This window comes from Chitinophaga sp. W3I9, from assembly GCF_050434025.1.
Classification (GTDB): Bacteria; Bacteroidota; Bacteroidia; order Chitinophagales; family Chitinophagaceae; genus Chitinophaga.
Genome location: NZ_JBNPWC010000001.1, coordinates 4,075,861 through 4,100,737, shown reverse-complemented (window position 1 = coordinate 4,100,737; position 24,877 = coordinate 4,075,861). Strand labels below are relative to the sequence as shown.

11 protein-coding genes are annotated in these 24,877 nt (G+C 46.1%); 2 read left to right on the top strand and 9 right to left on the bottom strand.

Annotated elements, in window-relative coordinates; translation table 11 throughout:
• Positions 1 to 177 precede the first annotated feature (177 nt).
• The 9 genes from QFZ51_RS16805 to QFZ51_RS16765 form a co-directional block, all read right to left on the bottom strand.
• Positions 178 to 402 carry a hypothetical protein gene (locus QFZ51_RS16805; protein ID WP_429047367.1) on the bottom strand — a complete coding sequence of 75 codons (225 nt, stop codon included), beginning with the start codon at positions 400 to 402 and terminating at the stop codon, positions 178 to 180.
• 8 nt (positions 403 to 410) lie between these two features.
• A complete protein-coding gene (locus QFZ51_RS16800; RefSeq protein ID WP_429047365.1) occupies positions 411 to 8,624 on the bottom strand; it encodes an RHS repeat-associated core domain-containing protein in 8,214 nt (2,737 codons plus the stop codon).
• 24 nt (positions 8,625 to 8,648) lie between these two features.
• Positions 8,649 to 9,440 carry a hypothetical protein gene (locus tag QFZ51_RS16795; RefSeq protein WP_429047364.1) on the bottom strand — a complete coding sequence of 264 codons (792 nt, stop codon included), beginning with the start codon at positions 9,438 to 9,440 and terminating at the stop codon, positions 8,649 to 8,651.
• A gap of 29 nt (positions 9,441 to 9,469) precedes the next feature.
• Positions 9,470 to 16,168, bottom strand: coding sequence for a hypothetical protein (locus QFZ51_RS16790; RefSeq protein ID WP_429047362.1), 6,699 nt, complete (start codon positions 16,166 to 16,168; stop codon positions 9,470 to 9,472).
• Positions 16,165 to 16,698 (bottom strand): hypothetical protein, encoded by a 534-nt coding sequence (locus QFZ51_RS16785; protein ID WP_429047361.1) that lies wholly within the window; start codon positions 16,696 to 16,698, stop codon positions 16,165 to 16,167. The genes QFZ51_RS16790 and QFZ51_RS16785 overlap by 4 nt, the downstream gene beginning before the upstream one ends.
• Positions 16,699 to 16,713: 15 nt before the next feature.
• Positions 16,714 to 17,802 (bottom strand): hypothetical protein, encoded by a 1,089-nt coding sequence (locus QFZ51_RS16780; protein WP_429047360.1) that lies wholly within the window; start codon positions 17,800 to 17,802, stop codon positions 16,714 to 16,716.
• A 3-nt stretch (positions 17,803 to 17,805) separates the two neighbouring features.
• Positions 17,806 to 20,247, bottom strand: a complete 2,442-nt coding sequence (locus tag QFZ51_RS16775) for a hypothetical protein (RefSeq protein WP_429047358.1) — start codon at positions 20,245 to 20,247, stop codon at positions 17,806 to 17,808.
• 223 nt (positions 20,248 to 20,470) lie between these two features.
• The gene (locus tag QFZ51_RS16770; protein ID WP_429047357.1) at positions 20,471 to 20,623 is read right to left on the bottom strand and encodes a hypothetical protein; all 153 of its coding nucleotides are present in this window, start codon (positions 20,621 to 20,623) and stop codon (positions 20,471 to 20,473) included.
• Positions 20,624 to 20,873: 250 nt separating this feature from the next.
• Complete coding sequence (locus tag QFZ51_RS16765) at positions 20,874 to 22,031, bottom strand: MFS transporter (protein ID WP_429047356.1); 1,158 nt, start codon at positions 22,029 to 22,031, stop codon at positions 20,874 to 20,876.
• A 227-nt stretch (positions 22,032 to 22,258) separates the two neighbouring features.
• On the opposite strand from QFZ51_RS16765, the gene QFZ51_RS16760 reads away from it, so the two are divergent.
• Both QFZ51_RS16760 and QFZ51_RS16755 read left to right on the top strand, forming a co-directional pair.
• Positions 22,259 to 23,428: a chromate transporter gene (locus tag QFZ51_RS16760; RefSeq protein WP_429047354.1), complete on the top strand. Its 1,170-nt coding sequence runs from the start codon at positions 22,259 to 22,261 to the stop codon at positions 23,426 to 23,428.
• Between the two features lie 67 nt (positions 23,429 to 23,495).
• On the top strand, positions 23,496 to 24,872 hold the full coding sequence (locus QFZ51_RS16755; protein ID WP_429047351.1) for a TolC family protein: 1,377 nt from the start codon (positions 23,496 to 23,498) through the stop codon (positions 24,870 to 24,872).
• Positions 24,873 to 24,877: the final 5 nt, after the last annotated feature.

Here is a 24,877-nt window from a genome sequence, read left to right as displayed (position 1 = left end):
TACAAGCGATACTTAAATAAAAACAGGGCACCTCGATTTCGAGGCACCCTGATAAACATAAGAAGTTATATCCAAAAATTAATTCACACAGATGTTATTTCTAAAAAAGCAATAAAGCCCGGTTGTAGCTAGGCTTTATTGCTTTTTTAGGGGTAATCTTATTTATCCCACTATAAGCTATAATTCATCTAACTTACTATTCCATGCTTTTGAACCTGAAACAAGTTCGTTTGCTTCCTGAAGTTTCAAGTCTAACTCATGCATTATTATTTTAATTGACTCTATTTGGCTTATGCCCATTTTCCTTAATGCTATTAATACTTCTTCTAAACTCTCCGGTGTATTAATATAATGCTCCTTAAATACCTTTCTTATTTCTTCTGTCATATGAAATAAACTCATAAATATTACTATAATTTATACGTCTTATCAAATTCATGTCCTGGCTTTGCGGAGGAACTTTGTTCTGTTCTCTTAAATTGAATTCTTAAAAATTTGAACCCTTCTGATCTTGCTTTATCTTTCAGAGTATTCAATAAATGATTAGTACCTCTTGCTGTCAATTCTCCAGCACCTTCTTCATTTGACATCCCTCTTATATAAAATGCAGCACTTAATAATTCGAGTGTTTCACCTTTCGCGTGGTACTCGGATAAAAACTCACCGACACGCATAACGCCACTTTGGGGACTTGTAAAACCAAATTCTGCACCTAAAAATTGATCTCCGGATTTATCAACTAACTTTTCAAATGAAGTATGAGAGAAAAAGCTATTAAGGCTTTTACCTTGCCCAAGCATACTATGCTGCAACTTATCATTCTGGCTAGCCATCCCAGAATTTATCCTTTCCTGCAAAGCCTTTTTCTCATTGTCGCTTAAATCATTTGCAGGATCATTGGTAAGATGCATTATATCCTTAAGAATCTCATCTGCTGAAGGCTCATGCGTATCAGGCTTTGAGGACCCTTCTCCTGCTGATAACGGTTTAAATAATAGATAGGTAAACAGAGTCCACCCACCACGAGTGGCATACGAGTTTCTAAATATGTCTTTTATTATTCTTCCCCCTGCATTGACATGATGCGGATCTGGTGATCTTTTTACAGATTGATTCTTCAGAGCTGGCCCTTGTTTCGTTGGCGGATCAACGGTATTAAAATCTCCTGCCGCCATACCCTCAATATCTATTAAAAAGATGGGGTTATCTTCTGCATATAAGTATGGACTAATATCCGGATAACTTCCTGTCAACGGGTCTACTGATAAGAACCTTCCTATTCGCGGATCATACACCCTTGCTCCAAAGTCTAAACTATTCCCCTCTCCTTTCACTTCATTATCATTCTCCTTCCCATTAAACCCATATCTATACCTGCCCGCTCCCAAGTTCCATGTCCTTCCCACCATCTGCATACCAAACGGCGCATAGTCCGACATATTATACACCGTAGCATTCAACCCTACCTGCTGATCTGAAATCACTCCCAGGGTATTTCCCAGGTGATTATTCAACTCATAACGGGTCAAATTAATCTGCGACCATGCCGTGGCGGGATTGCCAACTGTACCTGTTACTGCTATTTCTGGCATCCACATACCCAATCTGGAGCTACCATAAAGATGTTGCTCTTTCCAGTAGGTTTGAGTACCGCCATTATTACCATAAACGGCCAGGGAATTGCCTTGTGCATCCTTTACATACCAGGTTTTATTGACAGTACCGCTTTTTGTATACTCCTTATAGATACGGTTGCCGGAGGCATCATATTTATACATCAAAGAACTACCGTCACTAAAAGTAATACTTTTAATTTTACCATAAACAGACCAGGCAATATTTGTGATGGAAGCGCTCTGATCTTTTATCAGATTACCTATTTTATCATAGGTATAATTGTCATCAGGCATGTCGTCGAGGTCCGAATTATAGGTACCAGGAGCAACCGTTTCCTTTATATGACGCAATGTATTGGCAGTAAGATTCCCCGCCTGATCTATGGGATAGTAATAGCTGAGATTATCCATCGGCAGGGATACGTCATGGGTACCATTCCTGAAATAGGAAAGGATATTACCATTACCATCATAGCTGATATCTTCCTGATTGTCTTCCACCCGTTGCGATAAGCCCCATGTACCTATGGCTGTCAGCGGGTGCTGACGCATACGTATCAGGCGGTTTAACTGGTCATACCGGTAGCTGTAGCCAACTGGGTTACCGCTGTTCAATTTCGATAAGGCCACAGTGGTACGGCTGATATTTCCATTAAAGAGGTTCTGTCCGGTGATGTCGGTGGCGGTGGCGGCATACTTTACCGCGAGAGCATTGGCTGTAGTGCCAATAGGCTTATAGTCGCCGGTAAAATAGTCAAGAGAATATGCCATTACGTCTTTGGCGAATGTGCTGTTTCCGCTGCCTGTTTGCCCATCCTGCCCAATGTCATTGGCAGGGGTAAGCCCTGTACCATTTATCGCTTTAAGCCATCCCTGTAATGTGTAGGCATAGTCAATTCCCTGCGCGTTGTTTTTACCGATGCGGGCACGTGCAAGAGGTCCGTGCTTGTAATAATAATAATGCGCATCCGTAACGATACCGGTAGGGCTAATTGTCCAGTTGCTGCCGTTATGCGCAATACCGGAATTGGCTTCCACCAGCCTGTTTTCAGCATCGTAGGCATAGTTATAAAAGAATTGATCGGGTTTTGCCTGCTGATAACGGACCGCGTTCACTTTACCGCTTACCAGGTCATAATTGTAGTCGATTTTCTTTACTTCATGTAAGCCGTACAACTTCTGCCACAGCGTCTTCACATTACCTAACGCGTCATAACTATAATAAGATGCCTGTTCTACAGTTCCTTCTGTTTCCAGGTATTGGCTTGCCGAAACACGTTTACGGAGATTATCCTGTGTATACAGCGCATCCGGAGCAACATCGTAGAAAGTGCGGGTAATCTGGCTGTTGGTTCCACTGTTTAAAAAGAGGTTCACAGTGGCGTCAGCTATAAAAGCCGGTACGCCAAGACTATTGCCATTCTTCTTTTCCCCTACTTCGGTGATCCTGCCGAGATTATCATATTCGGTATAACTGAATTGATTGGTTCCCAGGTACTGATTGGCATTACGGGATGCGAAAAGCCTGCCTTTCTGGTCGTACCAGAAATAGCTGGTATTGGCATCCGGCGAATTTTGCTGCACCACCTGCCCCAGGGAATTATATGCGTAGTCCGTGCTAAGCCGGTGCCGTGGATATACCGCGGATGTTTGCACCTCCGTTGTTCCTCCATCCGGGAGCGTGGTTGCTGTTCCGGGCAATGGCGTATTGAACCTTCCCCAGCTAATGGTGTCCGCTAAAAGGGCGGCACTATAGGCCGCTGCCATCCCCATGCAGTTCTCTTTCGCATTGGCGGCAATTTCGGCAACAGACATCAAACGCTTATACATCCTCAGCTGCCTCAGGTAAGTAAGGTTCTCCGCAAATATGGCGCTTCCAGTCGCTGCGGCTGTAATGTCCCATCCACAACCCAACTGCGGAGCATTACTCACAGCAGGACAACTTACCCCATTCACAAATACACTGATAACACCACTTTCGTCCAGGTCAGGGCCTTGCAGTACCACATGGGTCCAGGGATTCAGTGGCAATAAGGCGCTGATATTAACATCTATGCTGTTGGAGGCAATGATCTCTGCAGATCCCGTCACCGGTGGCGCCAGTTTATACACGTCTGCATGCAGGTAACTGCCGTCTATGCAAACATTGAAATACGCCTTGTCTCCTGCGTTGGCAAGCACTTGTGCCCCACCGCCATCTGCATTATACAACCACATTTCCACCGACTGGCTCGCGCCTATCAGCGCAACACCGAGTTTATCGAGCGTGGCATCTTCGTTTGTATTCGCCTGTGGTCCTGTATAGGTACACTGACTGTACTCTGCCCTTCTCGAGCGATCAACCCAATCAAGCTTTTCAGGTTCTTCGATCAGATCCACGCCTTCGGGCGGAACGGTCCGCAGGAGATTCCCGGCCTGATCATAATAGTATAAGGTATAATGATAAATCTGCTGGGAGGTGTTGAGTGATACCTTAGATCGTACCGCACTGCAGATATCGATGTATTGCTTACGGAAATCCTGTTTCACAGAATCTATATACATGGTGTAAGACCTCTTCGCTCCTTCTATTGCGCCATCAACTAGGTCATACATGCACTGGTATGGATCCGCCGGCAAAGTGCTGTACACGGGACTGTTACAAAGTGTTGCAGTGGGACTTGTCTGTAATAACTTCCTGAAATTATCATAATCCGAAAAAGTGAGCGAAAAGCCCCAACGCTGGTTCAGATAATTACGATATATATTCTTGTAGGTGATGGCTGAAGTATCTCCAGTTGCTCCAACTGATGCCGCAAAAGCTGCTCTGGCGGCCCAGAATTCGGTGGCAGTAATACACCCTTTGGTAGTGCCATCCAGGAATACCGGTAAGGTAACTTCCCGGTCGAGTAAATACCGGCAGTTATTACAGCCTTTCATGAGCGCGTCAAGTTCAACAGACGTGATGCTCATGCCACTGCCATACTTCGCCACCAGGTAATTAAAGAAGGTTGTGCCGGGCTGTGTGTTTTGTTGTTCCAGTTTAAGGGCGTTCAAACGTGCACACATGGTTGAATCAGTAGCGCCCACTGACCTGGTAACGGTTTGCGGACTCACGTTGTACGGATAAGGCACATCAATCAGCCATGGATTACAAAGCATGCTAAGCGAAGTAACGTTCAGGTAGCGTTTCAGTACCTGCTCAAAGGTCGCATCGCCATCAGTATTTACTTTTCCAGGCGCCGCATTGCTGGAGCCATTGATATGCGTTTCATCTCCACCCAACGCGCAAACCTCTATCAAACGGGTACGCAGCAACGGCTTATTTCCTGCAGTAAGGGCAGAGCATCCTTCCAGTTTTTTCATCAGAAGATCCACCGTCACTTCACAGGAGCGCTGTATCTGCAGCTTCAGCGAGTCCCTGGCAGCTGGCAGATAAGCAGCCGTATCAACGGATAATACTTCGTTGTATTTATAATTATTCAAACGGCTTGTCTTACTCCAATAATCTACTGCGCAGGGCGAAGGAGGATTTGTAGGCGTACCGGTGCATGAATATTCTGACCAGGTAATCTGCTGTCCGCTTTTTAAAGTAAAGCTTTGAGGACCTGATCCCGCAACAAACTGCACATCATAAGGCATATCTGCCGGCCAATTGCCACCATTAGCATAATAGGTAATGTCAATCAGAAGACCAGCTGGAATCGGCATATTGGCAGGAGGCCATATAGTAACCGTTCCTACATTACCAGACTTGGTAAACATCGACAAATTAAAGTCAGCACAGGTCCTGTAAGGAACAGGTGGTGTAGGTTTGTTTCCTGGGCTGATTACCGGGTAAGCGCCTACCGTACAAATACCCTGGCAGTAATTGGCGTCCCTTAAAATCTGGTAATACTTTTCTTTCAACTCCAGGTACAGATTGGCATACGTTTGCCATTGCTTGTCAGGAATTCTGCAACTGGCAACCGGGGAACACTGATTCCATCTTATCGTTAAATCCGTACTTGCGTTCACATTGGTATTACCCTTACCATCTCCGCAATACAATAAATAATCTACATACTGCGACAAGCTCTTATTATTCACCCCCGAACCCGATATGTGCAGTATGTTTGCGGCATAATTATCCAGGTCCGCTTTAAATGCAGCATAATAGGCCGTACCGGCACCGGTGCCTGTAAAGAAGGGATCAGCGGCCAACAACCAGGAACCATTGCTGATATCATATACCAAACCCGCCTTAATCAGCGGAATATCTGCCGTTGTGTTATAGATTTTTTCTACCCGCTGGTCCCATGATTTATAGGTATTCATCGCTCCGCAGAAAGTGAGCGCACATTTCTCCGGATGATAGGCAAGGAACTTCTCCGCCCATTCCGTCCTCCAATAATTCACTAACATGTCTAGCGTAAAAGACTCATCATAGGGCGACGTGTAAGAGCCATCTTGTAGCTGAAACTTAGCGGCTTCATAATCCGTATTTCCGGGTTGCTTTATTGGAAAAACATCCGGTTTGCGCCAGTTATTATAAATCACATTTATATTGGTTTCCATCGGCACACCGTTGGAAAACATCGCGTATTGGCCGCCAGGACTTACATCATTTAAGAGTATATTTTCTAGTTTGTCGCATGGAGACGCCAAACAGGAAGTACGCAATGTCTGGCAATTACTGTACAATGCGTCATACAATCCGCCTGCCCAGGTATTAATCGCCGCGAGGTTGGTGACCGTATCAATACCGTTCTGACTGATCCTTATCTTCAGGGCGGTCATAAATCCAGGTTTCGTTCCCAGCGTTTCCCGGCAGGTGGTACACTCCGAAAAACATCCCGTAAAATCTTCTCTCTTCAACTGTTCCATTGCAAACTGGAACTGCGTTTTAAGATTGGTATTCCGCGCGATGAAATCATTTGTGTAATACTCAATTACATTCGGATTAAGCGCCAGTTCAAACGTAATGTAGTACTCTCCGATTTTATTCAGCGCTACCGTAAAAGTGGTATCACTCGCAGATGTGAGATTACAATCCGACAATGCACTTCCCCTCTTTACATTGGCAATATTCAGTATCCGGTTATTGCAATCATCATTGACAATGACCTTTACATCATAGTAACAATTACTGCAAATAGTTACACCACCCTGCACGTACTTCTTAATTAACCTGTCCATGCTAAAAGTAAAAGACGCAGTAGGATCCGGCACAGAAGCCAGGTAAGTGGTAGTAGCAGTAAGTTTTAGGGTACCAGGATCAAATACAAACCGCTCCGGCTGCAGCAACACCATATTCTTTTTAACCGCAGCAGGTTTAGAGGGCAATGCCAGCAGCGACGTATCAGGTGTGCTCCCCGTAAGTGCAGTTGCTACCGTTTTTCCGGCGGCGTTCTGATAAGATATGCTGATCTGGCCATTGGGATCTATCACCATATTCTTCAGATAGTGATCCGCATAGCCGGCGTCATTACCAAACAGACGATCAAGCTCCCATTGCTCGGGCTTACCATAATAATAGCGGGTAGTATGATTCGCAGCAACATTTGTTGACGGTTGCATAGTAAGTCCCACTCCACCTTTCACCGCAATACGGCCCGTGTTGTCCGGCGCATACGACGTCACTGCCAGTGGATATCCCTCTGCATCAGGAATATATTTCGCCAATGCATCCGTTGCAAGGAATTCGTTACTGATAGAATAGTATTTAGATGCCCCGGACTCCGTTTTTAAAGGATCAGGGAGTCCTATGCAGGCGCCTGTAAGGCCCTTAAATACGTTAGCAGCAGTATAGGTAGTTCCCGCAGCATTTTTGTTAAAAGTAGGGAAAAAGTTCAAAATCCCGGAGCCTGTCGGAGCTGGCAAAATATTCGCTACGGGCCTGCCATACTGGTCATAAACATTTTCCTGTACGATGGCTACCTTGTCACTGTTGTTTACTGTAACCGTTTGCCTGTTGCGAAGTGTCCCATCAAAATAATTCACCACTTCTTTTTTCTTTCCCTCTTCCGCATAGGTTGCATCATACTGCCAGTTTAAACCTGGCTGATGCCAGGTAGTAGGGAGTACCACCACCGCCGGCGAAACAACGCCACCGGATGAAATCTGGTAGCTCCAGGTGCCCTCGTTACGATACCCTGCGCTTTCATCAACAGTACGCATGCGGATAAGCAGGTACTTATTGTTGTGCACCAGTGAAATCGTGTAGTCAGTATTCTCCACCGTAATGCGTGTGGAATTATTACGGAACATTGGCGCCAGTATCTGCATAGTAGCACCGCTCCCTGCCTGCGCAAGAATAGCACCATTGGCAGATTCTTCATCTACAAAAGTCCACTCCAGGTCATACTTCTGCGCGCCCGGTATCAGGTCCCAGCTTACTTTTACGGCATTGGCCGTTATTATTACGGATGTCATGGCGCTCATGGCACTCATACCCTGCATCACCGGCTGTTCATCCTCCACGATATCTACCATAGGGATCAGCGTTTTACCACTTTGCGGTAAATAATCCCTGTTTACAACAACATGTGCCTCCAGCATGAAAATGGCAGGCAATTCACTCAATTCATCACTGCTGATATCATTTACAGTAACCTTTATCTTATAGGCATTGCTGAAGTCGTATTGCGCCACCTGCTGATATACAGCACCGGTAGCAGTGTCGTAATTAATGGTAAGCTTCACATGCTCTATGGTAATAGGCTCTTCCTGTCCGGGTTGACTCCAGTACTCCACTTTAAGATCCGTCTTGCAGGAAAATGACTTGTTAACCCCGGCAAGCGCGTTATTATTAAGTTTAAAAACAATCATGTTCAGCACAGAATTGTTATGGATCGCATCCCAGTTATAAGCGGGATTCTCAAACTTTTCGTCTTTCACTACCAGGGTGTCACCCTTTTTCACGAGGCCCTGAATTTTCTGCTGATACGGCTCTATCGCCGCCAGGGCCCTTCCGGTTGCAACGCATAACAACAGGAACGCAATCAGTATGATGACAGATGATCTGGTAAAATATTTGAATAAAGGCATATTCAACATTAAATGGGGTTAACACTAAAATAAACTAATCAGCGTATAACCGGCATAAGCGCCGGCGGGTTCCCATCCCTCGCTTCCTTTTTCCAGGTAGGTTTGCTTTTGCAGCAGCTTTTGGGGAATAGTGCCTTCCTGCCACCTGTCTACAGTGATCATCACTTCTTTGTCCATCTGGTCATTAAGAGGATCAAGGAGATTAGTCAACCTCATATACAGGCCTTTCAGCACCATGGCGGACGGATCATATTCATAGCGGTATTCTTTACAGGAAATATGCCGGCTGTTCTCCATGCTGATACTCGCTTTTCCGGAAGAAACATCTTCAGTGATCTTATAGTTTTCATCCCTCCATATCTGAACAAGACTATCAGCAGGCATATGAAACGGAGGAAGCACTTTCCTGGCAGGTCCCACAAAGATCTTCTTTGTATTCTTGCTTACGCTGATAAAGATGTCCTTCAGCGCAATGGTTTCCACGTCACTTGCCTGGTAATAGAATTCATTCCCCTTGCGGCAGAAACTATAGGCAGTGTACAGGTTGCTGGCACTATCTGATGGATCTTTGGCTGATATGGTACCAGCGGTATAAAACTCCTGGCAGGAATCCATATGCGCATATACGCCGATCAATTGCCGCAGCGCACTTTCATCTTTCATACTATGTAAAACACCCTCTTTAGAAGCGGGATTTACGGAAAGCTTGCGGCTTGTGGAATTCATCCAGGCAGGCACGCCTGCAAAGGAAATGATAACGCCTCCGAGAATCAATGCCGGGAGTATGAATTTTAATATCCAGATAAACTTTTTCATATGTAGGGAGTCAGATCCGTTTAATATTATTAATTAACTTTTTTACGAAACACTGAGCGGCTTTCTTTAAGAGTCATTATACCACGGTCTGTTTCTTTCTTGACCCTGATCAATGTTCCTTCATCATCATACTCATAGAAAGTGGCAAAGTTATTCTCGTCCATTTCTGCCATCAGGCGCAGTGTTTTTTCATCGTAAGCATATGTTTTAATCGTGGCATCATAGGGAAAAATGCGGATATCATCTACTGCAGCTGACGCAGATGCAGGCAATATTACCTGTATAGAAGTAGCTCCGGACAGCACATCAAATTTCCCTTCCACAAGTTTCCAGCCTTCTACAGCGGCTTTTACCGTTAATGCAATCGCGGCGCCGTTAACAGACGGATTGAAAGCAGGCATCGTCAATCCCGTACTACCATCCTTTACCCATGCCGAGAAAACATACTTCTTTGAAGGCAAGGGTTGAAATCCTTGTGGGTACAAGCCTTTCGTAAGTTTAATAATATACTGGCCAAATGCATCTTTATTCAGATAATTGCTATTACCAGGCTTATGTTCCTGCGCGTGAACAATTGCCTTCAGCGTAATGGTATTGGTTAACTTAAGACTGTAATTACCAGAATGCGCGTCGTCAGATTTAAGGTTGGTAAGTGAGCTGGTACCTAGTGCCGCGCGGATGTCAAAGCTATCTAAACTACAGGACCCGGCGCCGCAAAGACCACTATACTTATAATCCTCAAAACCATCATAAAATACTTCCCGCTTCATTGCATTCCCCGCAACAGCTACCGGCACCACTCCCCTGTAACCAAAAGCAGCGCTGCTATACCGGAGCAAGGCATCCTTATTCTCGATTTCCTGGCCATACTGATCATACAAGGTTACATAACGGCTGGTCACCCAATTGGTATTGGCAGGAACAGGCCCCCATTTCCCGGTGGGAATATCATAATACCAGAAAGATTTAAATGTATTGTAATAACCGCTGTTACGCAGGTTAAGTCCACCGCCCTTGTTAGCGAAGATCTGCTGATCTGTACGGTTCACTTCATAAGTTTTTTCTTCAGACACCCGCCAGTTACCTAATATCCCTGCCAGGTAAGGATTTACCGTTCCGGCAAGAGGCCGGGTATCGCATATAAATGGATAAGTGCAAAGATCCTGGATGCAGGAATACCTGGATATTCTGCGGTTGCCGCTGGCGTCCAGGATGTAGGTATTTACCTGTGGATTATTGGGAAGAGTTTCAGTAGAGAAGAATTTGGTGACAGCTCCAGCCTGGGCATCTGTCATTGCGCTGAGTGCATCTACAGTTGCGTTGTATATCTCTACCCCAACCGAGCCAGCGTTGCCGGCGGTCGCTGCCGGGAAGTTATAGAATTCTATACGGATCTTATGCGAACCGGCTGTAAGCGGAAGTGCTACTACTGTCCAGCTTCGGTAGTTGACTGCATCTCCTCCCGAAATGTTTGGCGTAATTACTTTCAGTACATCATCAATATATAGTCTCATCTGATTATCCGCACCGTAACCCACGGCATACGTCCCGGAACCAGCTGCTGTAAAGCAGGTTTCCAATCCCATCCAGATATCAGTTACAGTTTGTGATTTATTCAACCATACCCCTGATGAGTATAATCTCCCGCAGCGTGCCACAGTTAAGGCGGCAGATGTTTTTGCATGTGAAGAAGTATCAGCCTTACTACGAAGATCATCTGACATGGTAGTATCCTGAATAGAGTCACTGTTAGCAGCCATCAAAAATGACCCTCCTCCATCAGGACAAGCGCCGCCCCAGAAAGCGCTTTTCTTTGTCACTGTGGTATTGTCTGATTTTTTGAAAATTACCCCATCCATACCGTAGTCGGCATCGAATATCCCTACTACATTCAACGTATCATTAGGATTCAACACCGACATTAACTGGCATTTGGTACTATCCGCACTGATCGTATATCCCGGTGGACAGCTGATACACATTTTTGCCCCCCATTCTTCTTCATATAATATCGCCTTGGCATCTATTACTCTGTAAGAAGTATTGTCGGCATTGGAAAGAACAGCAAGCTTACCGCCTGCCAAAGGATTCTTAAGACTAACCACGGCACCGGCGGTTGCGCCCAGCTGGTTCCTGTAACCGGAGCGATATACTTTTACATCGCGGTTCAGGCTCCTTACCAGGTTTCCGGCGTCGTCAATTAACCGTATGCGGTTTACCGGATCACTGCTTGTCGGACTGCTGATCACCCAATACCGTTTGCCGTTTGCCACCAGGTCTATCAACTCATCTCCACCCGTCAGATAAGAGGCATAAGTTGATCCTACCAATCCGTTGACGTCGGTAGTTAAATTCTTAAATATCGTATTGACGTTCTTATAAGCACCGGCCATTTTTCCATAGCTCCAGTAAGCCGGCATATTTACGGAATACACCGGGTCATCAAACTCATTGTTGGTGCTTGTTACTACCGGCTGACCAGTATTGCGGTCAAATACCAGGTTAGAAGAAGTAATGGTAGAACCATTCACCGTTTTCACTACTTTTTCCAGTATACCTGTTTGCTGCACTGTTTTAAGTACCGATGCTGATCTGAATAATCTGTAACTGTCGTTATCCTTCCTGGGCCAGTGTGGGATAGGCAGCGCGCCCCATATAAAAGGGACTACATCCACTCCAAGTTGTATGGATACTCCCATATCACTGGTTTCCTGCTCACGCATATCCGCGACCAGTTCTATTTCCCGGCCAATCACTTCTGCGGGGTTAATGGTCCCCTTTTCGTCCACCGTAGCTACCGTATTGTTTAACTTTTGCTTACCCGCATCCAGCAGATCAGATTTATAATAATAAACAGAGGAAGATATTTCCGAGCCGTTCTGATTAAATACCCGTTCTGCTTTGGGCTTACCATGCATATCATTCAACCAGATAACGTACCCCTGCGACATGGCCAGTTCGTATACCTGGTTTCCCCCGGCAAAGTTGGCCCATCCGGCCGGGCCTCTTTTCTCTACATCCGGTCGCGCCTGCACTTCTGTTATTACAGGGTAGTCTTTTGCGGTGTAAAATTCCTGCTGGATCCAGCCGGTGTTTTTTTGCGGATCAGCATTACCTGCTGCATCCAGGTCGCGTATAATCACGTTGCTATAGCCTATTTGCGGAGCCGGGAATAAGCTTTCCCCAAAAGGCTCTTCCAGGTAAAAATAATTGGTCAGCGTACCTTTGGATTCCTGGCTGTAAGGGACAGGCATCCGCATCGGGTTTTCATCCGGACCAATAGACGGTTCGTAAGATGCCACGCCACTGCTGATCGTTTGCCCGGATGCATTAGTTGTTCTGTACTCATATTGCTGCCCATAAGCCGCTGCCGGGGCAGTGCTACCGCTCATTACATCCCAGCCATCAAACATACGTATTTTTTTCACTCGCGCTGGACCACCTAATTTAATGCCATCCGCTTTTACAACGCGGGCAAAGCTTTTACCGAGATTAACCTTGGTCGCAAAGTCATTGTCCCTTGCACGCTCATTGAAATTCTTCTTCAGCTCAGCCAGATTACCGATTGCGTTCACGATGGCTGTTAAAGCCCTCTCAATACCTGTTTCGTTTTGGATCCTGTCTTCAAACCCAGGGTACGCATATTTCGGATATTCCAGCCTCATTTTCTGCCATGCCGCCATAATAAATGGATTGGCGGTGACCCTTCCCTCTGTAAGATCTTTAAAGATTACATTGGTCGTGCCATCTCCATTGTTCTTAACCTTTACTATTTCTCCATAGCAGGAAACGTTGTCAAAGGAGGCATCGCCTGCTGCCCCCGGAGCGTCCGTTACATTTACATTTATCCGCGTATAAAAATCATTCCGGCCGTTCAGATAGTCATTTACAAAATTCTGCAGAATGGCCGCATCATTCACTCCCCTTAAAGGGCCGGGAGTAGGTATTTTTATGCCATGAGCAGCTCTAAGGTTACTGGTGGCATTACCGGCGCTGTCAGTAATAAACGCCTTGATATCTACCATCTGCATCGCTTTCCGGTCCTGCACGTACGCATAATCACCGGATTCATACTCTACTTCAATTTTTCCTCCTGTAGGCAATTTTATCCTCGACAAATTCCACAGGCGTGCATTATTGTTGGCGGTAGTCTGGTTCTGTATGGTATATGGGAATTCGTCATTCCTCATGGCGCCGGGATTCAGGCCTGTTCCTTTAAAAACACCCCAGCGGTCGGTCGATAAATATCCATAAGCCTGGTTATAGTCATATTCAAACTCATAGGGATGATTCCTCCCTTTAGTAGAAGAAGCGTAAGTGAAGTACACACTCTTCAATGTGTTTTTACCGCCCCCCAGGCTATTATTTGGTACGCCGGGACACAGGGTGTTGATATAGTCTAAGTGAACCGTTTTAATAGGACGGGTAAGATCGCTTTTGGAATACAACCTTATTTCCTTCAGCTTACGTTGTTTGACGGTGTTATCGCGGTGCCCGTATACGTCGCTCACGCCAAGTGCATCGTCCCTGTCTGCCGTAAGAAAATAAGCAATCTTTGTTTTGGTTTCTATTGAGCTCAGGTACCATAGTTCCTTTCTGCCATAAATTACACTTCCTTTATCATCTTCTGCATCTGCATTCAGTCCGCGGTTATATAACGCCTTGCCTGCATCCAGCGGGGCACGCCATCCATAGTTGCCGGGAACCTTGGAATAATTGAACTTTACCGCGGTACCAAGATCATCGTCTGTTATACCGTTGTTCGTAACATCTACGTAGTCCGGGCTTAATATGGCGGTAAGCAGGTAGGAGGAGGCATATGGCGGCTGTTTTTCGTGCTTGTAATATCTGTCTCTTCCAAAATCATGCACTATTTCTCCATCACTGTCAACATCCATTCCTATCAGGTTCTTCGCTACATCGGTTGCATTATTTTTATACGTGGGATTTACTGCAAATGTAAATTCGTCCTGCTGCAGGTTATAAACAGGCAAACCATATACGGCTCTTTTACCATCATTTTCAGTTACAGTAATTTCTGAAATATGATGTTTCTTCCTGGTGACATCACTCCTGAAAAAGGTGTTCACAACTTCCGGCCCGCAAGGCGGAGGCGTACTTAAAGTGGTATCATACAGCTTATAGGACTTATAGCTGTTATTACCAGAAGTAAGCATCGCTTCGCCGGCAGTAAGATAGCTTACAGGCGAATTTCTCAGCTGACGGTCGTTTTTTTTAAATCCGCCTGCCTGCAGATATTCGTTGCCATATTTATCGTGTATCTTTTTTTGTGTCTTTCGGCCATCCAGTGAAACCGCTATCATCTTCTCTCCCTGTACACTGTTTACATATCCTCCATCCTCCGCCGTTTGCTCACCCATCATTTTAAAATAGGTTTGTTCTTCCATTATTTTGGCAGGATCTGCATAGTAGTCTGCAACAGGAAGAAATGGATTGTCTTTAGTCCATTTCCTGGTAACATTGGTAACATTCTGATCATAAATGGCTATGCCGCCATGAAACCATAATCCGAAACCATAATCCGCACCCAGAGAAAAATTCCCTGACTGGTCTTCAGCCTTAGGGTCAAATACCACCCCGGTATTCCCCCGCTGCAGCCGGAACTGCCCGCTGCCGGCCTGGTTGGTGTAAGAAAAAACATCCGGGGTATTAACAGGTACCGCCAGGTTCGGCAAGCCGGGAATAATGGGGTTATCTTTTTCACGTAAAAAGTCCATTACAGCCCGGTTATCCTTCGTTCCCCTGTCGGCATACAGGTAACCATACTCCGGTGTCATTAATTTATTTGTGATCAGGGATTGTTTGTTCATATACCCGGTGAGTCCTCCTCCGCCGAAAACTGCAAAAGCATGACCTCCTATTGTTATAGAATAAGACTGATTGGAAGATTTATACCCGAAGCCAATCCGGGGACTAAACGGCGGCGTGTTGTAAGAATAGGTAACACCTGGCTGCGGAGCCAGTTCTCCTGGTAGAAAAGAACCTGACAGCGCCAATTCTTTGAAGCCTTCCCTGGTATTATAACTGAGATTCGCGGAAACACCCGATACACTAGTTGGATTGCCAGCTATATTGGCGTTCATAGACAAGCCTCCGAAAACGCTCACACCGCTGCTGGTATTCGAGTTTACCCCGACATTCAAACCTCCGGTAAGGCACCCGCTGTTCACAGCTCCCAGACTTAGGCCGGCATTTACACCAAACTCCGCTCCCATGCCAGTGTAGCTATCGCTAAAAACACCTATAGAAATAGAGCCTGATACTTTCGCCACGTCTCCGCCTTTTAGTTCCAGCCTTACAGTACCTCTTCCCCCGTAGGTAATTTTGTCGGCCGTAAAATGAGTAGTGGCAATGGTATCCCCGGCAAAGTCGTCCGGTACCCCACGCAGCTGCCGGTTAACGGCGCCCACGTTCAGGTTCCATCCAAGTCCCACCCAGCTGGCCTCATCATCAATTCCAACCCCGGAAGCGTAATTCAGGTTAACAGGGTACCCATCAACATCCAGTAAGGGTATGTTATATTTAAACGCCCCGGAGAACAGGTCTACCATATCGTTTGTGCCATAAGGAGCAAACTGTTTATGTTCCGGTTGTGCCGGTCCTGAAGTCAGGGCCAGGGAATGAAGCGGCAACAACATCTCCGCAGTCAGGAGAAACAGGAAAAAAAATGCCAGTGCCTTTTTAATCTTTATACTTTGAATAATCATAACCTGCAGCTTATAGAATCTGATTTCTGGAGATAATTTTTTTGTAGCGGGAATACCAGCCTGGTAGAAGTAAATAACCAGTCCTTGTAGATAAATGCAGCCGCCTGCACACTACTCAGCGGGCGTCTCTCAAAAATTACCAGATATTCAATTCCTTTCATATTACCATTGGCAATGCGCTGCGCCTGCAATGGCGCCAGCGTATCGTGATTGAGCACCAGCTGGAAAACAGAATCCAACCCATAACTGGCTCCCTGGGCGTCTTTCTTCCTCATGCCTGCACTATTTCCGGGAGAAAACACATTTACCTTAAAGCACATTTCTGTAGCCCCTTCGTTTGCGCTCCGTCCATTGACACGCTCCCAACACGCAGGCAAATAAGTAAATGACACTACGGTATTGCCCACACGCTTTTCCTGGTGTAAGCCACTTGCCGGATCATTCATGATTGCTTTGAGACCTGCACCTGGCTGGTCGCAGGCGGAGAGTAGCAATAACGCAATCCCAAATAAATTCAAGACCTTTCTCATTATTCTGTTTCGCTTTTATAGAGGGAGGAATCTGAGTTGTTTTACTTCGCCGTCCGGCAGTTTCACCGTTAGCTGGTAATAATAACCATCCACGAATGCCCTGTTTTCCGAAATATCTATGATTACATGGTTGTTACCATTTTCTAGCTTCACTTCCGGCAGCTTCCTGATTACTTTCTTTGGATCCGATATACAAGTAATTTGATATTGCAGTGTGGTTTTCTCAAAGATGTTCTGCAAAGCAAACAGTACTTTACCACGCGCCACATAAAAATTGCCTTTTTCCAGATCCCTGATATCACGGAAACTTTCCGGTGTAAATGGTTTTACACTGTCGGTGCAGCTCACCTTAAAAGTCCATATTTCAGAAGTGCCCAGTATCATTCCTTCTTTGTACGCGGTAACCTGCCAAACATATTGATGTCCCTCTTCCAGTGCTTTAGCAGACGGCGGGAAAAAAAGCATAGGTAAATTGATATATTGCTGGTTAATTACCGGGAAGTTATACCTGAGCGCTTCCACCTTTGCCTGGTCCTGCTTCCACTCTGCCAGCACCAGCCGGTACTGCAGGCCGGGAATTGCAGGCAACAAAGGCTGCCAGTAAAGCGACGGACGTTTATCACAGATGTCATCCTCATCAGCCGGACTACTTAACAGCAACGGCGAAAAGGGCTGCAGATAATAATCGAAACACTGCATGCCGAGTGTTTCTCCTGTATGCCCGCCCTCATCCAGCAGTTCAAAACAATATTCATAATCTCCTTCCGTAAAAAAGCCCGACTGGCGGACGATTGTTGCAATTTTACTGTTGCCGAAATTAATACCGGCGCCAGCTATGAGTCCTGGAGGCAACGGATTCACACCAGGCTTCACTTCAAATGGTTTTGTTTTAATAGTCACGATACGTCCTTCTTTCGGTGCAGTTACCGTTATCTGCAAACTGGCTACCAGCCGTTGTGCAGCAACACCGGCAATCCTTACCTGAAAAAGACCATCCATCGTTCTTCCCTGTACTTCAGGCAGAAATACAAATGATACCTGTGCAGTTGCCTGCGCACTTATCAGAAGTAAACATCCTATGATCCAATACGTAAACCTCTTCATATACTATCTGTTCAATTGGTAATTTAAAGCCAGCTGCGTGCTGATGTTGCCAAAAAGATAATTTTGCGGGGTGTTCAGTAATTGCTTCCTGCAATCAGCATACAGGTTGACCTGTAGCCGATCCAGCAATGCGGCACTGACAGTTTGCAGTATTCCTATCTGCCGCACCACATCTTTATTATCGAGATAATTAATACCACTGGTACATGACCAGATTTTACCCAACTGATAACTCCATCCGGTTTCCGCGGTAAAAAGATTACCGTAGAGCGCCTGATCCTTCACATCTTTATTATAGAACACGGAAACGGTCAACACATGGGTGTTTATCACCACACTATGATTGATATTCAGGTTAACCAGCAGGCTTTTCATCGGCAAAATGTCCATCTGTTGCAGACCAAAACTGACATTGTTATTCTGCATGCGGGAAAACAGCTTTCCGCTTAATTGTGATGAAACATTTATTTGCCTGCTCAGGTATCCGGTTTCGAAAAGTCTTTCCGAGGTGCTCTTCATGGTGGATTGACCCATACGAGTGGAGAGGGAAAAATTCTTCTTCACTTTTATACGGGTATCCAGTGTATACTGCCGGTTGCGCCATCCGGAAGCCGTGGTGGCAGACGTATTCATGTCCTGCATATCTGTTCTGAATCCCACCATAACTTTCCGCTTATTCCAGTACCGCTTAACATTGAGGCCGTAGCGTATGGTTCCTCTGCTGCCACCCGGCGATCCGGGGTTCGTATAGGCCAGGCCGGAGTAATTAAGGTATAGCCGCTGCGACATGCTTTGGGCTTTCCATTCCCCGCTGTAATCCAGTCCTGCTGAAACAGTTTGCCAGAAATCGTTCAGCAATGTGAATGCAGCGGTTTTGGATGAAAGTGCGTAGCTGTTCCCGGTGGCAGCGTTATTGAATTCGTTGTTCGACTTCGATATATCTGCTGTTATACTTCCATATTCTCCCAGATCCATTTTCTCAGAAAAAGCTCCCACGAATATGTTACGTTTCAGGCTCGAGGCATTGAACTGCCGGTAATCTTTGTTTTTTGTATTGGCATTCATCAATGCCACATGACTGTGTGTCTCGCTGATATCACCTTTACCCATTTGCAGGAACTGCATGCTATAAGCGCCGGGGTCAAGGGAAGAACTGAAATTCTGATCCCTGATATCCCCGCCCTGACGGGTAGTTCCCAGGCCCAGCATCAGGAAACTGCCCTTATTAAGAAATGACCCCTGCACACCGGACATGAAAAGATCCCGCACACCACCCTTACTACCGTTTGCAGCTATATTACCGATGTTGAGGCTTTTAGCCTGCAGTAGCAGCCGTTGTAAAAAATTCAGGGGTAACAATTCTTTAATACTCCTTTTCTGCGCCTCCGGATCATTGATCCGCTGCCGGATATCACCGGTAGCCTGATGCTCGGCGGACAATGTTTCCCTGGCCTGTAATCCCTGCACCACCGACGTTTTTAAGGTTTCAATCCTGCTGAGATAGTGACGGGCTGCCATCACTGTTTTTCCGTGGGCCGACACCGAATCCATTCCGGCGGCAACATTTCCGTTCAGATCTTCGGCTGTAAGTTGCAACGTCTTATCACTTAACAGCAGCTGCCTTATCTGGCTGCTGTCCAGGTAAATCAACTGTTCGGGGGATGTCAGGTTATTGAAAGCGGCGGCCTGTGAAGGATCTGTCATTGCCTTCATTTCATTCTGTATATCAGTGAGCTGTTTTGATGCAAAAGATTTAACAGCAGTTGTTACATCTATATCTCCCAGGAAATATTTTTTGAGATCGTATGTTTTATTAAGATACCCGTTCATCCTTTGCAGGTAAGCATCTTTATCAAATGAAAACTTCTTCAGTTGTTGACCCATCAGCCCTTTATCAAACGGGGACGCTCCTGCCAGGCTGTTATAAACAATGTTCACCGGGATATTGCCTACTACCACCCTGTCCTCCAGCTGCACACCCACGCCGGATTTCACAACTGCTCCCGGCGTATTATCATAAAAAGCACTACCGGATAATAATTTAAAGTCATTCGCATATGCGCCGGCCTTCATAAAGGCTGATGCTTCGGATTCATTCCTGAGAGCATAAAATCCTCTTAGTTTTCCGGCTACATAAGAAGATATTTTAGCGGTATCTCCAAACATCTGGTAGCTGCGGCTTAACTGTTGTAACTGCCGGGGGCCATACACAGAATTAACATGCCTGTAGAAAAGCTGACGGGCAGTATCGTTTAATGCGGCGGCCAATTTCCCCGGGTTGCTTTTACCCATCAGTTTCCCCTTCTTGTTCAGGGAATCAATCAACGCTGTTTGCAAAGCCGGGTTTGTCCTGAGCAGTGTGTTATAAACCTGTTGCGCCGAAGAAACCACCGGCAGCAGGCTGATAAAAACCAAGAGATAAAAAGTTTTCATTGAATTGCTCATAGGAGTTTCAGTTTTCCTGTAAGATGAGTGCATTTAAAAAGTGCCATAGGCCGGATTTAATTTTCAGTGTACCTCCACCCGCCCGGAACATAGCGCTGTCCGGAGCAGTAAGGGATAACATCCTAAATAAGAAAGACAAACAAAACTTCATGGTATAGGGATTAATGTTAGCCGGCGCTTTGGAACGCCGGAAGAATAAAATAACAGTCTGACCGCACTTGGATTACACAGGTATACCACCAACATCACCGATGGCATGCTGCATATCAATCCCCTTTTTCTCCGGATAATTTGTATCCCCCAAAACGCTGACGGGACCTTGAACAGTAGTGTACATTGCACAGGCAATATGACGGATTAACAACAAATATTTCATGGTATAGCATTTGAAAATCTCTGATAAGGACAAACAAAATATAGTGGGCTCTTTACTTTTACTACATGACTCTATTCCGGCACAAGATACTCACACCATTTCCGGGTTTCAATAACACGTTAGTGTAAAATGTTGCTTAAAGGGTTAACTATGTTACTGATGATATAAAGGTAGAAAGCCGCAACGTATTGTATGTGCGTAGTCTTTGATGAAGAAAGAATAGCTTCTGTACAAGATTAGTTCATGCACCCTAAATACCCCTCCCCCGCCACCACCTGGAAAAACCCCATACCACCCCGGCCAGCCCCAGCAAAATAATACTCGTATACGCTACATACTGTACCCCTGCCCTGGCAATAGTCATACCTCCCAGCGTGGCGCCTATAGTAACCGCCAGGTTGCCACAGGAAGTAAAAATACTGTTGACAAACTCCGGTGACTCCGGCGCCGCGGAAGTGACATTGATATTACTGATCAGGAAACCACCGGTATGAATAAATCCCCACACAATAATAACCATCACCATCGGGATAAAAAAACCGCCGGCTACATACAGCAACAGGTGCGCCAGCGATAGCAACAAAATAAACATAATAGTGGTAAGTGGAATATTCCTGCTCAACATTTTGCCGGCCAGCCAGTTGCCGCCAACGCCCGCGACTCCGAAAATAAGCAACATAACACCGATTTCGCGGCCATTCATTCTGGTGATGCTGTTCAGATAAACGGCCAGGTAACCGTAGCTCGCGTACATAGCAGATACCATCAAACAAGCCAGCAGCAATTGTATCCATAATACCGGTTTCTTTAAAATCTTTACCTGGTCACCAAAGGTTGCCTTTACACTTACCGGCATCGGCGACAACCATAAGCATAAACCAAGCAGGGAAAATCCATTTACTATGGCGCATAAAGCAAAAGAGGCCTGCCAGTTAAAAACAGCCGCTATGAATGTGGACAACGGCACGCCCAATACACTCGCTATGGTAAAGCCGCCAAAAACAATTCCCACTGCTTTGGGCGAATCTGCTGCAGGTACTGCGCCCGCTGCGGCAGACAAAGCAATAGACCAGAATACAGGGTGCAAAAATGCGGGTAATATTCTCGCAAACAACAATAAAGGGAAATTAGTTGCCAGCGCCGACAGGATATTCGAGATCGTAAAAACCATCAATACAAACACCATCGCTTTCTTCCGGTCCACGCTCGAAAACAATAAGGTCATAAACGGCCCGAATACGGCAATTACCAGTGCGAAAGCACTCAACAGCCAACCAGCCTTATCTACTGTGATCTGAAAATGGGAGGCTATCTGCGGCAATATGCCAATTACGCCAAACTCTGTGGTAGCAATACCAAATACCCCTAACGCCAATAAATAAAGGGTGCGTTTCATCCTGCTTTGCATGTGTAAATTTTTATGCAAATTTGCAGGACCATAACATTGTTATTGGCATGTACACTTTTAAGTGTGATACTCACCTTTTTGAAAGCATCTTATCTGTCAACGATTTAAAAGTCCTTTCCACCACCCCCCAAAAAAACTCCACGAAAAAGTAAAATCTATACCAAACCTTCGTTTTCGTTCTATTTTTTACTACCCCGTTGCCGCACTTTGCAGCCAAATTGAGCTGCATGGATCAGAATACAACACCTTATACGCTTCAACAGCTGGTGCTTTATTTTCTCCGCCTGGGCGCCTTGGGCTTTGGAGGCCCGGTGGCACTGGCCGGCTATATGCACCGCGACCTGGTAGAGCAACGCAAATGGATCAGTGAAGAAGATTATAAAGAAGGGCTTGCACTGGCGCAACTCGCTCCCGGACCACTGGCCGCCCAGCTGGGCATTTATATCGGGTATGTTCATTACCGCATCCTCGGCGCTACACTGGCCGGACTGGCATTTATACTGCCATCATTCATCATCGTAGTGATATTGGGTTACATCTATACCCAATGGCAGGGAATCCCCTGGATGCAGGCCGTATTCTATGGCGTGGGAGCGGCCGTCATAGGCATCATCGCTATGAGCGCCTGGAAGCTAACACGTAAATCAATCGGCGCAGATAAATGGCTGACAGGCATCTATCTCCTTACAGCTGCTTACACCATTTGGAAAGAAAATGAAAACATATGGCTTTTCCTCGGCGCGGGTATTATTTACTGGTGGTGGAAATCCCCCGGAAAAAAAATATCCTTCCTGAAAAAGAAGCCGGCAGATCTTATCAAATCGTTATCATTTCCACTCCTGCTCAATACATCTCTTACCACATCGGGCAACACCCTCTGGCAACTCCTGCTGTATTTTACGAAAGCAGGCGCACTGGTTTTCGGCAGCGGCCTGGCCATCGTTCCATTCCTTTATGGCGGCGTAGTGAAGGAACATGCGTGGCTGAATGAGCAACAGTTTATGGACGCGGTAGCCGTTGCCATGATCACGCCCGGACCTGTAGTGATCACCGTAGCATTCATTGGTTTCCTGGTGGCCGGCTTTGCCGGTGCGGGTATAGCCGCATTAGGCACCTTCTTTCCCTCTTACATCTTTACTATTGTACCAGCGCCATATTTCAGGAAATACGGGAAACATCCCGGTATCAAAGCGTTTGTAGATGGCGTTACCGCCGCCGCTATCGGCGCTATCTCGGGCGCAGTGATTGTGCTGGGCAAAAGGTCTTTAACCGATGCCTATACCATCGCTATCGCCATTATTACGGTGGTGATAATATGGCGATTTAAAAAAGTACCGGAGCCGTTGATCATCCTGGCAGCAGCAGGTATCGGACTTTTGCTGAAAAATATCCAATGATTGTAATATCTTAACGGGAGAATTCCCACCAGAAAGACCGGCACCATACTTTTAAACAGTTTGATAAATGAACGTTTACCATAAAAAGATGCTGATCAGCGGCTGTTTCATCACGCTGTCATTATCTGGTATAGCACAGCAAAGAACTATCCGCATCAAAGAGTTACTATCACTGGTACAATCGCAGCCACAGGTGAAAGCATCGGAACAACAATCCCAGGCCGCGCAATACAATGTGCGTATGGCCCGGAATTCACTGATGCCGGAGCTTACCGCAGGATACCAGGCAGGATATGCCACCTACAACAATATTACCGGCATGAGTTATCCCGGTTTGTTTTTACCGATCAGCGGCCCTCCATCTGCCGGAAACACCTACGACCCCGTTCCCGGGACGGCATTAACCGCCCTGGTAAAATGGAACCCGCTCACCTTCGGCCAGCGCCAGGCCGCCGTTGAAAAAGCCATTGCTCAATATAAACTGGCAGGCAGCTATTACAATGAAGCGCTTTTCCGCCAGCAGTACTTAGCTATATCCACCTATCTGGATGCGGTATATCTGCAGAAATTATTACTGAGCTACCAGTCGAATATTGAACGCACCCAGGCCGGCCTGCAGCAATCGCTGGTGCTGGCTCAACAGGGACTACGCCCCGGCATTGATACCACACAGTTCCAGTCGGTGCTGGCACAGGCCCGGATGGACCTGATGACAGCGCAACGGCAATACTATGCACAACTCACTGAACTCAGCCGCCTGGCAGACCTGCCGGGTAAACCGGATGATATTTTACTGGCAGATACATCGCTGATAAACCAGTTCCCCTCCGGCGCCGATACTACCACCAACCTTGCAGCACATCCTTCTTTCCAATATTATCAAACAAAAAAAGAAGTAAGTGAAGCAGCACTGAAAGAAGCCGGACGCGCATGGCGCCCCAAACTGGATCTCTGGGCAAATGCCTATGCCCGCGGCTCCGGTGTGGATGCCGCAGGTAATATCAATAAGGCCGACGGCTGGTCGCTTTCCCATAAGAACTATGGCGCCGGTATCCAGCTGAGCTTCCCGATACTACAGTTTTCACAGGTAAATCTTCAGAAAAAACAATACCGGTCACTGTTAAAATCCGACGAAGCACAACTGGACCAGGTAAAACTGAACCTGCAAAAGCAACAGGAAACCGCACAATTTAATTACGACCAGAACCTGCTGATTGCACGTCAGGCGTTAATACAATCGCAGGCAGCACGGTATGCTTTCGACGGACTGAAACTCAGCTATGAAAGCGGACTGGTAGATTTTACACGCCTGATGCAGGGACAATATGAACTGCTGAAAGCAGAAACAGGCGAAGCCGGCGCATTCCTGCAGGCATGGCATGCTTTACTGGAGCTGGCTGCGGCAAATGGCAACCTGAATGTTTTTACAGATAAACTGAAATAACGATC

Excerpts from the sequence above, each read along its gene's own strand:
- QFZ51_RS16785 (WP_429047361.1), bottom strand. The coding sequence starts at position 16,698 with ATGAGAAAGGTCTTGAATTTATTTGGGATTGCGTTATTGCTACTCTCC.
- QFZ51_RS16765 (WP_429047356.1), bottom strand. The coding sequence starts at position 22,031 with ATGCAAAGCAGGATGAAACGCACCCTTTATTTATTGGCGTTAGGGGTA.
- QFZ51_RS16805 (WP_429047367.1), bottom strand. The coding sequence starts at position 402 with ATGAGTTTATTTCATATGACAGAAGAAATAAGAAAGGTATTTAAGGAG.
- QFZ51_RS16755 (WP_429047351.1), top strand. The coding sequence starts at position 23,496 with ATGAACGTTTACCATAAAAAGATGCTGATCAGCGGCTGTTTCATCACG.
- QFZ51_RS16795 (WP_429047364.1), bottom strand. The coding sequence starts at position 9,440 with ATGAAAAAGTTTATCTGGATATTAAAATTCATACTCCCGGCATTGATT.
- QFZ51_RS16775 (WP_429047358.1), bottom strand. The coding sequence starts at position 20,247 with ATGAGCAATTCAATGAAAACTTTTTATCTCTTGGTTTTTATCAGCCTG.
- QFZ51_RS16770 (WP_429047357.1), bottom strand. The coding sequence starts at position 20,623 with ATGAAATATTTGTTGTTAATCCGTCATATTGCCTGTGCAATGTACACT.
- QFZ51_RS16760 (WP_429047354.1), top strand. The coding sequence starts at position 22,259 with ATGGATCAGAATACAACACCTTATACGCTTCAACAGCTGGTGCTTTAT.
- QFZ51_RS16790 (WP_429047362.1), bottom strand. The coding sequence starts at position 16,168 with ATGATTATTCAAAGTATAAAGATTAAAAAGGCACTGGCATTTTTTTTC.
- QFZ51_RS16800 (WP_429047365.1), bottom strand. The coding sequence starts at position 8,624 with ATGCCTTTATTCAAATATTTTACCAGATCATCTGTCATCATACTGATT.
- QFZ51_RS16780 (WP_429047360.1), bottom strand. The coding sequence starts at position 17,802 with ATGAAGAGGTTTACGTATTGGATCATAGGATGTTTACTTCTGATAAGT.